This window comes from Acidimicrobiales bacterium (assembly GCA_040219085.1).
Taxonomy (GTDB): domain Bacteria; phylum Actinomycetota; class Acidimicrobiia; order Acidimicrobiales; family JAVJTC01; genus JAVJTC01.
This window is the reverse complement of the sequence record JAVJTC010000021.1, coordinates 26,932-39,803: the sequence shown is the minus strand read 5'-3', so window position 1 is coordinate 39,803 and position 12,872 is coordinate 26,932. Positions and strand designations below refer to the sequence as shown.

Genomic DNA, 12,872 nt, shown 5'->3' with positions numbered 1-12,872 from the left:
GGACATGGCGACGTACGACAGAACGTTTCTCTTGATCTGGAACCCGAAGAAGTGGCCACCGTTGGAGGACCTCGAGCAGTTCGAGCAGGCCTGGGATGAAATGGCCGCTGGAATCGACTCAGAGGTCTGGACGACGAGCTGGTCCTTCGGCACAGCCACTGAGAACTCCGACGTCCAGATTGGTGATCGCATCTTCTTTCTAAGGGTTGGGGATCATGCGCCTCGGGGGATTCTCGCCAGCGGTCACATCACGTCCGACCTGTACTTCGATCGAACGTGGGAGTCCGAGCGGTCGGCGAAGCAGGTTCCCTACGTCGACATCGAGTGGGACCGGGTTGAGCCGCTCGACGCGGAGCTGCCGGTCGAGGTCCTGAAGGACCGGACCGGCTGGCACTGGTGGATCATGAAGAGCGGCACCCGGGTTCCGGAGGACGTGGCGGCGACAGTCGAGCAGCTATGGGCCGCTCACAGTCGCCTTGGAATCAGCGATGCTCTTCCTCTCGATCAGGCTTCGGCAGCCGACCAGGCTGACGTCCAGGGGCTCAGGGTCCCGCCGTCGGCCTTGCCGCTGCCGAGGTTAGGAAAGCGCGTCACCGTAAAGCGGATCGTCGACAAGCCCGGAGTCTCGATGTTCTCGCGGGCCATGAACCTCGAAGAGGAGCTGGTCCAGCGATACATCAAGCATCTTTGGTCGAAGACATCCGTCGGACGTACCTACTACCAGCGGAAGGCAGGTGGAAGGCCGTACATCTCCGACGTCTATGACATCGATGGCGAGGTGCTGATCGAAGCGAAGAACCGGAGCACCACCGGCGCCGTCCGAGGGGCCGTTGGTCAGCTCTTCGACTACGCGAGGTTTCACGACACGCGTCCGACGCTCCGGCTCCTTCTCCCAAGAAAGCCAAGTGACGACAACCTCGACTTTCTTCGAGCGGTCGACGTCGAAGTCGCCTACGTCTCAGGCAAGGCGAAGAAGACCTTTACGCACTGTACGCCATGACGGGCAGCTCGGCGCCGCGGATCTCGATGATCGAAGTTGCGACGTCGCTGACAGCTCGGAGGATCTCGTCGGGCTGACCGGAGGGGTCGAGGGTCGTCACCCGTAGTCGTTTCCCGCTACCGGGCACCTCGTGGAGGGCGTCGGTCTCTTCCCCGGCTGCGTAGACGAGGAGCCCCTCTTCGAGTTTGGTCGCAGTGACGTAGGAGTGGAGTTGGTAGAGGTCTGGGTGCAGGATCCCGGCAGCGTTCGTTCGCTTGTACTTCACGTCGCCGACGAAGACGCAGCGCTCTCCCTCCCACCAGCTGAGGTCCGGCTCCAGTCCGATCTTCCGGTCAGCATCGAGGAAGAGGCGTCGGCCTGCCGCATTCTGGGGAAACTGCGACTCGGTTAGCCCGAGCGCCTCACGCAGGGCGACGGTGACGAAGTCCTCGAACACCTGGTTCATGTTGATCAGGAAGGTCGCGGTACTGACCGATCCAGCGCCCGCCTCGCTCGAAGACCGACCGAGGACCACGAGGGCAAGCAGGACCGCCGTCTTGTAGTGGGCGTTCAGGCGGTTGAAGGCCGGCGTCGGCAGACGGTTCGGATCGAACCGTCGGTAGGAGACGTTTGCAAGAAGCTGTGCGGTCGACCTGAGCTCACGAGCTGCCGTCTCATCTCGGAAGGGGAGCCTCTCCAACTCGATGAGCGCCGACTTGAGGATCTGGTTGAGGAGGTTGTCCTCGGTGAACTCGTCGTAGGACACCTCGATGGGGAGAAGCCGCCCGTGGTGAGTCCTCATCTGGTCGCTCCACCGGACTCGGCCCTTCACGGTCAGGAGGGATTCCTCTCTCACTTCGTAGGCCTGGATGACCCCGGCTCGCAACGCGGAGCGGACCGCTCGGGTGAGGATCGTCGCCATCGCGTCCACGAGCGTCTGGTCCGAGCGCATTGGCGCAGTGAGGTCGGCCCACATGTCCGGCTGAAGTGAGTACGACACGAGAAAGAGCAGGCGCTCGATCCCGATTTTCGGCTGGATCTCGACGACGAGGTGATCGTCGCGCACGATGCCGACCGATGACCCCGGTTTCAGTATCCATTCCCCGTCCCGGTCACCGGGTGTGGTGGAGACGGACGGGACGAGCTTGCGGAGTCGACTCAGCTCCTCGGAAGTGAGCGATGTCGTCGACGGTCGGTGCTCAGTCAGCCGTAGGTGGCGCATCATCTTCGGCTTCGACGTCGCTTCGTGGCTGGCCTGTTAGCTCGCGGCGGAGGGACTCGAGCGAGAATGCATCGAGTCGATCCGGATCCCCGAAGAAACGCTCAGCGAGGTAGGGGAGAACGGCGTGGCTCCACAGCAGGGGGATCTCCTCCGCGGTGAGTCCCTCCCGCATGAAGTAGCTGGGGCCGACGGCGCCGTCGGCGTCACCGAGCTTTGTGTTCGCGAGGTCGAGAACCTCCGCGATCCACTGGAGGTCCGGAGCGGTCTTCTCCAGGTGGCGGTCGAGCAGCCCGGCTACCGGTGGCCGGTCAGGGAAGAGGTCGACGAAATGGAAGCGGCGTCGCAGCGCCGAGTCCACGAGTGCGATCGACCGGTCCGCCGTGTTCATCGTCCCGATCACGAAGAGATTGCGCGGAAGGCCGAACGGCTCCTCGTCGTACTGGAGGGTGACCGTCTCGTCCCGGTACTCGAGGAGGAAGTAGAGCTCGCCGAAGACCTTGGCGATGTTGCCGCGGTTGATCTCGTCGATGATCAGGAAGTGCGGGGCCCGGGGCGCCTTCTGTGCCCGGCGGGCCGCTCTGATCAGCGGTCCCGACCGGAGCTCGAACCCACCGTCGCTTTTCGGGCGGAAGCCCTGGACGAAGTCCTCGTAGGCGTAGGACGGATGGAACTGCACGAGCTCCACCGAGCCGTCCTCGCCGGCGAAGTGCTTCGCGAACCGCCGCGCGAGGTACGTCTTGCCGGTTCCGGGCGGTCCCTGGAGGATGACCTGGGAGCGATGTTCGAGAAGCCAGGTGAACGTGTCGAGGAAGCCGACATCGATCAGCAGGTCGGAGGCGAGCTTGCTGAGATCACCGACAAGAAGCGAGTCGGCCGTGGTCTCGGGTCCATCCGTCTGGTCGTCGCCGTCCGGTGGCGCTGGCTGGGCCGCCTCCTTCTCGTGGTGGATGACTCTCCACAACACGCCCTGCGCGTCGAGGCGGTCCCGCAGCTCGAGCCCCCGGCTAGCGGACTCCTCGAGCATCTGATCCAGAAGCGCGATCGCGTGGTCATAGGTGGCGACCTCATCGGACCCGTCCGGCGGTGGCGTGGTGCTTGTCAGCTTGTAGAGATCGCCGAACGCCGTCGCCCGGTAGACCGGGTAGTTCTCCGGGTCCAACGCCAACAACATCAGCGCTCCGAACGACGCCCGCGTCCCGGGACCCGAGACGACGGTCTCAGGAAGCCGGTCGAGGAACGCAGCCATGTCATCCAGGTCTGCCTCGTTGTCGCCCCAGACTGCCCTCAGGGCATCCCCGGCGTCTTCCGGCTCGGCGATGGCCCATTTCGCAAGGTCATCCGTGGAACGCCACGCGGTCAAGTTGTTGGAACCGCTCTGGATCGCCCGGCGGAACAGCTGCGGCCATTCGTCGTCGCCGGCGAGAAGCGCGGACCGGACGTCTCGCAGACGGCCTGCGATCTCCAGCTTGTACTCCCGCTCGTCGGCGTCGAACGTGTCGTCGAACTGCACCTTGGCCAGCTCGACGACCTTGTCCCACGCTCCGATCTTCTTCGGGTTCCACTTCGTCTCGATGGTCGGGTCGTAGTAGTCGAAGCCGGGTCCGAACTCGGGTTCGAGCTGTTGCCGGATCTCGTAGAGGGCCCTGTCCAGGTCACCTGGAACGACGGAAAGCCGAGCGGAGAACGCCTCCTTGATTCGACGTTTGTGGTCCCGCGAGAGGATCGCCTCAAACTGGTCAGGGTGGATGAGGTGAAGGAGGCCTGACCTCTGAGGGAACGCCGGATTGCCGGCGAGGTCCGCCGTGAGTTCCGAGAAGGCCCACGGGTCCTCGACAAGGTCCCGGCGTTGACTGGTGTCGAGAGTCCAAAGGTGCGAGCCGAGCTCGACCAGGAACTTGAGCTGGAGGTCACGCTTCGTCATGAAGTACGTGCCCGTGTGGACCAGGCCGGTCCCTAGTAGCTCCAACTTCGCATCGGGCACGGAATCAAGAGGGGCGCCCCAGCCGAGAATCGTGTCGAGCTGCTCCTGCTTCGTATTTGCGGTCATCTGGTGCGCGGCCAGGAAGTAGACGTAGAGAAGCTCTGCCATCAGCTGTCGACCCGCGGGCGAGACGTCCGCCATCTGGCCTTCCAGCTTCGCCATGAACGAGGCATCACCGTGCTCTGGGGCCTTGACAAAGCGGTCCATCAGCTCGGCGAACCTGTCGCTGGTCCAGACCTCGGCCCCTTCGATGAAGAGGGAGCGGCCTGCGATCAGACACTCCTCCCGGAGGGCCTCGCCCTCCTCGTAGACGATCTGTCTGTCCGCTTCCCGCATTCGCGCCATCGTCGCTCCCTCGCCCGGCCGTTGACTCCTTCTAGCCGATCATCGTGACGGATGTGTCGTGTCCTCTCCGACGCGTACGGTCACAGGGTGAGGATTGCCACCTGGAACCTCGAGCGGAGGCGGCCGACGACGCCGACGGGGCGCGCTGCTCTCGCACATCTCGCGGCCGTGGCACCGGATGTGGCGGTGCTCACCGAGGCGCATCTCGATCATCTCGGAGATGGGTGGCACCGCGCATCGGCCGGGCCTGCCGGTCTGTCGCACCTGGGCGACGACGAGCGCAAGGTTGTCATTGCGAGCCGCATGCCGCTCAACGACGTCGAGACGTCCGTGTGTGACGACAGCGTTCCTGGCAGGTTCGTAGCGGCGTCGGTCGACTCCCCGTTCGGCCCGGTTCGCACCGTGGGCGTCTGCATCCCGTGGTCGCACAGCCGGGTCCGATCGGGAGAGGCCACAGCGTGGGCCGACCATCGCCGGTACCTCGACTCGCTGGGCAGGTATATCTCAGCGTTGTCGCCGAATGAGAAGGTGATCGTCGCCGGGGACTTCAACCAGCGTATCCCACGCACGCGCCAGCCCCGAGATGTCGCCGAACGTCTCGCAGCGATCCTCGATGATTTCGCGATCCCCACGGCCGGTGAGGTTCCGGGAGTCGAACGGCGCCTCATCGACCACGTCGCCGTTCGGGGCCTGACTGTCGAGTCCGTCGAAACGTGGCCCAACGACGCTGGCGGCGTGCGGATGAGCGACCACGACGGCGTCGTCATGGATCTCAGGCACCTGTCACGGCCCTGACCTACCCTCCGGTTATGGCCTCACAAGTGCGGATATGGGCTGTCGGCGATGATCAGCCGAGCCGGGTCGAGCGGTCAGCGATGGCCAAGGAGCTCGACTTCGAGGACTGGGTGGCGGCGAACCCCACGATGCTCTCGGATGGCCTCCGGGTAGTGGGCCGGCAGCTGAAGGTCGATGGGGGATACCTCGACCTGCTCTGCCTCGACGTGCATGATCGCTGGGTCGTCGTCGAACTCAAGCGCGACCGTCTCTACCGGGAGGTCGTCGCGCAGGCGCTCGACTACGCAGCCAGCATCAGGGATCTCGACGGAGAGGCTCTACGCGAGCTCTGCGCATCTGGTGCAGGGAAGCTTGCGGGGCCTACCGACGTCATGTCTGCAGTCGATACCCAGTTGGCCAACGACGAAGAGGACGAGCGGGAGATCGCGATCATCGTCGCCGGTGCCGGGGTAGACCCTGGGCTGGAGCGCGTCGCGAACCTTGTTGCAGCGTTCGACCTTCCACTGAGGGTCATCTCCTTCGAGGTGTTCGAGCTCGCGAGCGGCGAGCAGCTCCTCGTGCGCGAGGTGATCGAGGACGAAGAGGACCAGCCGACGAAGCAGAAGACCAAGAAGCGTTCCGTCGACGACATCCGCGCTCTTGCAGCGAGCGCAGGGCTCCAAGAAGGCTTCGATTGCATTGTCGACGCAGCCCAGCAGGCGGGTCTCTTCCCGCGCCCCTACACGCGGAGCATCATGATCACGCCCGCCAGTCACCGCAACCGGTTCCTCATTGTGCTGACGCCCGAGGCGGGAAAGGGCCTGCGCGTCAACCACGGCCCAGAAGCGTTCGCGGAGTTCTTCGACGGGGTCACGGCTGAGTCGGTGGAGTCAGCGCTCGGGCCATCTGGTAACCGGTGGTACTCCGGCCCGGAGCTCATGGAGATCGCCGCTCTCTACGTTGACTTCCTCTCAGAGCTGCCGGACGAGGACGCGCCCGACAATGGCGCGAAAGCCAACTTCGAGACGATTTCGAAGATCGCAGCCTGTGTGGAGCCAGGGGAGTGGACCACCTACGGAGATCTCTCGAGAGTGGCGATTGGGGGCTCGTCCGCCGCAATGTCGATCGGCAACATGGCAGCCAACAATGATGACTTCCCGAACCCGCATCGCGTTCTCAATGTGCGTGGTGCAGTTCCTCCTGGATGGAGGTCACAAGATGGAGGGGGTCCGGAGGAGTGCCGGAGGCGTCTCGAGGCGGAAGGAGTCCAGTTCCTCGAAGATGGTTCAGCGGATCCCCAGCAGCGGCTCGATGTGGATGTGCTCGCCTCGCGCGTCACCCACTCCGACGACAGCTGAACAAGGTCTGGTGGGCACTTGAGTCTCGAAGCTTCTGGTAGCCGAGATGTCTGGGAACTGCCGGAGCCGGTAGCAGCACCTCGCGCTGCAATCGGGGACGGTGAACACGTGTCGGCGCTGCCGGCGAGTGGCCGGGGCATCGTCAGCAGGAATCTGAGCGCAATGAGAGCACGGCCGTGATCATCCGCCCCGAGCTTGTGGCACAGGCGCTCCGTGACCTTCCTGACGAGTTCACCTCTCACGACGTGATCGAGCATCCGAGCGTCATGCGAGCTCACCCGAATGTAGACCGGTCGCAGTTCGCTATCGCACTGAGCAACATGGCGCACGAGGTCGGCATCGAAAAGGTCGACCGGAGGAGTCGCGGGGCTCAGGTTTGGCGGAAGAGGGGGGCCGCCCAATGCAATGAGCCGAATGAGATCAGGCCGCCCGTGCGAACAGGACACTGGAGGTCACTGCAGCTGTTGGAGGCGACGGCCGACGTGCGTCTGTTCCTTGACCGCTACGAGGCGGAGCTCGGTAGCCCGGTCTACCTCCGCCCGGCTGAACGGGGCCTGACGGTTGTCCCTCTCGCTCCGACTTCGCCGAAGCTGGTGGGGATCGGCAGGGAGGTGACTTCTTCCAGCGGCTTGTCCGTAGACCCGATCGAGTTGGCGACTGCTGTCGCCAGCTGGCGCGTCGAGGCCCCAAGGGCAGAGGTGAAGCCCGAGGAGCAGTTCTCCATCTCGATGATGTCGGCGGCATTGCGATCGCGCCTGACACTGCCGCTCGACGGCGTCTTGTTCGTCTGCAACGAGTGGCGACTACCGAGCGGGCAACGCGTCGACCTGGTCGGCGTCCGTCCAGAAGATCGACGTCTCGTTGTAATGGAACTCAAGCGGAAGGATGACCTGCTGCCCTCTGCGCGCCGCCAAGGGACAGCGTACGCCGAGCAGGTCGCCGCGGCCGGCGATGAGCTCCTCGCGTTCTTCGGGCGCCTCGCCCGGGCGATGGGGGGCCTGTATGGCGCCCCGGCTCTGCATGAGGACTTCGAGATAGACGGCCTACCGCCACTCGTGGCCGTCGGGTCGGCGGAGTCTCGGCGGTTGTCGTGGTGCGTCGAAGGCTAGAAGTTCGGTGGGGACCACCGATAGGCGATGCACCCGTCGAGGTAGTGCTCCGTCTTCTGGGTGAGCTTCTTCAAGCCGTACTCCCGAAGAACGTGCCGCTGCTCAGACTCGTTCAGCCGTCCGCTGAAGCCGAGTGACTCCGCGAGCGTCTTGATCTCACTTCGGGGAACCTCGTGGATCTGGCGAGGACCGAGTTGCCGCACGATGACGAACGGGCGGCCCGGAACGACGACTGTCTTCTCGAGGTCGTCCTCCACGTCGTCGTTGAGCGTGGAGAGATGGCCACGCTGCTCTTGCGCACGGAATGCGTCGAGATAGAACCTCCTCATCTCGCGGCCAACCCTGCGGTTTCCTGATGCCTTGGCATGTACCTGGAACAAGAAGAGGACGTGCATCGGGCCCTCGGCTGACGCGATCTCGACGAGCTCCTCGCCTATCCGGGAGATGGCGCCATCGTGCACCGAGTGCAGCGACCGCGGTGTCCATGGCGAATACTCCGAGAGCAGCCTGCTGCTCTTCTTCAAGGATCCTGGGTCGAGGTCCTCGGTTAGCTCGGGCGCCACCTCGCGAGTCGGGGGCGCTATTGCAGGAGCAGCGTCGTCAGGAGCGGAGGGAGCGTGTTCGACCTCTGTCGCTGCGGCGATGGCCTCTGTTGCGAGCCTAGGCGGCTGCGGTCCCGGTTCGACCGAAGAAGCCACCGGCGTACCGACCGGCTCAGGTGGGTCGATCTCGCGCCGTTCGGCCATGGTGGGGGCAACTCGTCGCGTTGAGAGCTCCACACCGCCGCTCGCCCAGTCGCCGGTGGGAATCTCGAGCTCATCGAGCCTTGCCCACAACGGTTCCAACGCCGCCTTGCGGTCTCGATAGAAGCTGCTTCCGCGAATCCGCTCGAACGTCCATCCCGCACGCTCGAGGATCTGCTGACGGGCCCGGTCGGCGTCCCACTGATCAGCGGTGTGCCACCGGTCGCCGTCGCATTCGACGGCTAGAGACCGGCTCGGTCCTTCGACCACGATGTCGATCCGGTAGTGCCCAACCTCGTGCTGGACCCGCACGGTCCGGTAGCCCCGCTCGAGAATCTCGCGGAGGACAGCTGACTCGAAGGGCGACTCCGTCAGCTCGTCGAGGTTCGCCATCGTCTCGTCGAGCGCTGATGGGTCCGTGCAGTGACGGATGAGCTCTGCGCGAGGGTCGCCATTCGGGAAGTCCTCGGGAGGGATCGAGTGGACGACCCACATCTGATCCTTCGCCCGGCTCGCGGCCACGTTCATTCGTCGCTCAGACTTGCGGTCGGTGAACGTTCCGATGCGTCGACCCTCGGGGCGATCGACGACGGTATTCAACACGATCACGTTGCGCTCATCACCCTGGAAGTCCGCCGCTTCGCCACAGCGGATCCGGCGCTCCTCGAGGACTTCGGGGCCGAGGCGGTCGATGAGAAGCTCCTGAACCCTCAACGACTGTCGCTTGCCGAGCAGTGCGATGACGCCGAAGGTCATCCCGTCGTAGTCTCTGTCGGCGATGAGCTCCGCGATGAGGTCGACGGTCGCGAGTGCCTCGGGCTCGTTGACGTCGCCGTCCCGGAATCCATCGGGAACGAAGACAGTGCCGAGCGGCTGCCAGCTCGGAGAAGGTGCCCTGTCCCGCAGTGGGATCATGTCGCCGTAGTAGCGACCGTTCGAGAACCGGATGATCGCCGGTAGGCATCTGAAGTGTTCGCGGAGTGAGACGACCTCGGGGAACTTCTGCTTCGACACGTCATAGAGGCTGTTGTCGCCGTCGAAGAGAGTGCGCGAATCGCGCACCTCGTTCAGATGGGCATCGATCAGGTTGAATACTCCCTGCCGCTCGAGTCCGACGTTCTCCGGACTCGTCTGCTGGTCGTCGCCGACCACGATCGCTCGGTTCGCAAGAGCAAGAACGGGAGTCCCGAGGAGGCCGATCTGCGACGCCTCATCGACGATCAGGACGTCGAAGGGAGTGGGCGACGATGGGCGAAAGCTCTCCAGCGCCCGGCTGATGGGCATGATCCAGACGGGAACAGCATCTTTGGACTCGTTGAGCGCGTCCCGCATCTCGCGCCGCCACCGGGCTGCGTACTTGCCGCCTGTCTTCCCGTAGCGCTTCACGGCCGTGAGGTACTTGTTCAGGGCCATGCGATTGGCGTCTGTGAAGTTCCGAGCGAGCCCTCTCCATGCCTTCGCAGCAACGAGCCGCTCCATGGCGGTGCGGCGTTGGCGTGCCAAGTGCTCCAACTGCCGCTGGAGTTCGCCAGTCGACGGAAGTGCAGCAATCGAATCGAGCCAGCATTCGAGTTGGCGCCAGGTCCATGCGCGTTCGACGATGCTTGGCTGGGGAAGGTCGGGCTGGCCCATCGTCTCGAGCTGTCTCAAGAACTTCGGAGCAACTTCGTGCAAGCGATCGCTCAGCTGCCGGCGACGTTCCGCTCTGGTTTCCAGCGCTGCGAGGCGCGCAGCCTCGCTTACCGTCTGGTCCCACGTTTCCCACCGCTCACTTTCGAGGGCTTCGCGCAGCTCGTTCCAAAGTGGTGAGACTTCGCCGCCGCTCTTGTTGGCGAGGTATCGCCTCAGGTCGTCGAAGTAGGCGGTAAGTGCGCGTTCACGGGCTCGCCGGCTCACAACGCCCAGCGTCTCTGCCAGCCGGTCGAGGTCCTCGACATCGGGGTCTGCGGGACACTGGATTCCCATGGCGCGGACTCGCTCGGAGAGGGCGGGCCACTCGTCCGGGATCCAGTTGATCGCTCGGGTGAGACCGTCGAGGTGCTCTTGGACAGCGTCCTCAGCCGGGCGCCCGCCGTCGAGCTCCGGCCCGCCGACCCGGCTGGTTCCGTTGTGCCACCGCCGTGTGAGTTCGCGCTGCCGGTCCTGCCGGTCGAGTGCCGCGACACAAAGATCGACCTCGTCAGCCGTCCTCGGAAGGTGACCGTCGACGGTGCATTGGTCGAGCGCACGTGATGCTGTGCGCTGCACCCACGACACGCCCTTGCCGGCCGAATACCGCTGCCGCGCATCCCGTAGGCCCTCATCCAGCTCAGGGTCTCGATCGCCAGGAACGGCCACCTCGTGCGCAGCTGTCTGTCGTCGAAACGTGACGGCCGCTTCCCGAGCGGCGCTGATGCCGTCGGCGAATTCCTGCCACTCTCCGCGGCCGATGGCCGCAGCGGACTCCTGGCGCACCTTGTCGAGCCACGTGCCACTGACCTTTCTCATCCAGTCGGCACATTCGGTGACGTCCTCGTGGAGCCCTGTCAGCATCTCGTGCCCGGCATCGAGTTGTTCCCAGGACTCAATGCCATCTTCGACCGTTGCGAGGGTGGACCGCAGGTCGCGAAGTTCTTGTGCAAGCCGGGCGAGTTCGCCGCCGGAGGCGAGGTCTGCGGGTATCGGACGCTCGAGTGCGCATGCGGCGACATCGTCGACATCCAGATGCGCCAAGAGATCCAACAGGGTCGCCCATTCGCCGGGGTCCAGAACCGATGGTCGGTCGAGTGGGAGGACGTCCGGGATGAACGACAGCTCGCCCTGGTGTTCCGCAACCCACTCGGCTACCCGGCTGGGCGTTGCCGGATCGCCAACCGGGAAGGCTCCGGTGAGGCGCTGTGTCTCTGCCGCTCGCGCCTCACGTAGCTGATTGGTTGCGAGGGCCACGGTGGCGTCGATTTCCTGTATTTCGGTCGCGTATGTATCTATGTCGCGAGCTACCTCGCGCTCGTCATAGGCCGAGACCCTGTCCTGAATCGTGCTGATTGCACGCTCCATCGCCGTATTGGCTGCAGTGCCGCCCCCGCCGATGGTCACCGAGAGCTCGCGCACGGCCGGGGGAAGCTTTTCGTTGAGAACTGCGAGCGCCTGTTCCTTCTCCGCCGTTACGAGGACCCGTTTCCCCTGAGCGACGAAGTGGCAGACAAGATTCGCGATTGTGTGCGACTTGCCCGTTCCGGGTGGGCCCTGGGCTGTCACGCCCGGCCGGTCCCGGGCGAGCCTGAGGATGCGCTCCTGCTCGCTGTTCGCCTCCTTGGGTAGATAGAGGGTGTCGTCGCGTGGAGTCGCGGATGTGGATGTCGACTCGAAGAGCTCGATGGGTAGCTCGGACGGACGCTCCGTGACGAGTGACGCGAAGGGGAGCGATGGGGTCTCTCCCGACTCATAGAGCTGTCGTTGAGCCTGGAGGAAGCCGAGGTAGTCGGCCTGGCGGCGTCGTAGGTAGATGACCCATTCGTCGTGGACGATCGCTGACCCGGCGGCCGGGCCCGTCGGGTCACGCTCGCCATCGTGGTCGATGAGGCGGAGGAGGTGGTCAAGAAGCGCACCGCGCTCCTCCGGACCCCAGATATCGACATCGAGTGTTGCTGGGTCAGTCCGGACCTTCAGGAACCCTGCGTGGTCGGCAAGCTTCACGTCCGAGAGGAACGTCGCCTCGATAACCGGGGCGCCATCCGGCGAGACCTGAAGGCGCCCGTTCGAGTCGACGTCGATGGTGACCGGGACTGTGACCAGTGGGTGGTCGATGCGGCCCTGCTCAACTGTCCAACGGAGTCGCCCGAACCCCCAGACGAGCTCGAAGCTGTCCTGGTCCCGCTCGAGGCGAGACCTGACGGCATAGAGGTCCTTGTAGAAGACGCGAGACCGCTCGACCCGCTTCCAGCGTCGGGACCACTGCTCCCACTCGTTGTCGATCCAAGTATCCAACGCAATCGCGGCGTCGAGCGCTTCTTCGGTGGCGTCGTCGTCCAGGCTGATGTCTGGTGGCTGGTGCGGCGAGAGCTGCGACTTGTCGATCCAGCCAAGAAGATGATCTGGGATCTCGGGCCTGGATGGGTGTTGGACGAGCTCTGCCGTCAACCAGGCGTCTGCACTCGGGGATAGATGCACCCCTGGACCGTCGGGCAGATTGGACTCACGGCTTCGAAACTCGCCGAAGTCTGCGATGTCTCGGATCGGAGGTCGCGCAAGGCGGTAGTAGGCCTCGAGAAAGTCGATGAGGGCGGCTACGTTGTCGAGCCCATCCGGGCCCTCCTCAATCGTTCCTTCTGCCACGCCCCACCACTCCGAGTCGATCTGCATCGCTTGACTTCTTGCACCGT

At 64.5% G+C, this 12,872-nt stretch carries 7 protein-coding genes; 4 read left to right on the top strand and 3 right to left on the bottom strand.

Annotation, left to right across the window (positions count from 1 at the left end):
* Positions 1 to 4 precede the first annotated feature (4 nt).
* Complete coding sequence (locus tag RIE08_08970; protein ID MEQ8717729.1) at positions 5 to 1,000, top strand: hypothetical protein; 996 nt, start codon at positions 5 to 7, stop codon at positions 998 to 1,000.
* Here the strand turns inward: RIE08_08970 and RIE08_08965 are convergent.
* Together RIE08_08965 and RIE08_08960 are read right to left on the bottom strand one after the other, a co-directional pair.
* Entirely contained in the window at positions 981 to 2,204 is a 1,224-nt protein-coding gene (locus tag RIE08_08965; GenBank protein MEQ8717728.1) for a hypothetical protein, read from the bottom strand. The genes RIE08_08970 and RIE08_08965 overlap by 20 nt on opposite strands.
* On the bottom strand, positions 2,179 to 4,527 hold the full coding sequence (locus tag RIE08_08960) for an AAA family ATPase (protein MEQ8717727.1): 2,349 nt from the start codon (positions 4,525 to 4,527) through the stop codon (positions 2,179 to 2,181). Before RIE08_08960 ends, RIE08_08965 begins: the two co-directional genes overlap by 26 nt.
* Before the next feature lie 87 nt (positions 4,528 to 4,614).
* Between RIE08_08960 and RIE08_08955 the strand changes: the two genes are divergently transcribed.
* The 3 genes from RIE08_08955 (at position 4,615) to RIE08_08945 (ending at position 7,768) form a co-directional block, all read left to right on the top strand.
* Positions 4,615 to 5,322, top strand: a complete 708-nt coding sequence (locus tag RIE08_08955; GenBank protein ID MEQ8717726.1) for an endonuclease/exonuclease/phosphatase family protein — start codon at positions 4,615 to 4,617, stop codon at positions 5,320 to 5,322.
* An 80-nt stretch (positions 5,323 to 5,402) separates the two neighbouring features.
* Entirely contained in the window at positions 5,403 to 6,659 is a 1,257-nt protein-coding gene (locus RIE08_08950; protein ID MEQ8717725.1) for an endonuclease NucS, read from the top strand.
* 431 nt (positions 6,660 to 7,090) lie between these two features.
* A complete protein-coding gene (locus RIE08_08945) occupies positions 7,091 to 7,768 on the top strand; it encodes a hypothetical protein (protein ID MEQ8717724.1) in 678 nt (225 codons plus the stop codon).
* Here the strand turns inward: RIE08_08945 and RIE08_08940 are convergent.
* Positions 7,765 to 12,852 carry an AAA domain-containing protein gene (locus RIE08_08940; GenBank protein MEQ8717723.1) on the bottom strand — a complete coding sequence of 1,696 codons (5,088 nt, stop codon included), beginning with the start codon at positions 12,850 to 12,852 and terminating at the stop codon, positions 7,765 to 7,767. The genes RIE08_08945 and RIE08_08940 overlap by 4 nt on opposite strands.
* Positions 12,853 to 12,872: the final 20 nt, after the last annotated feature.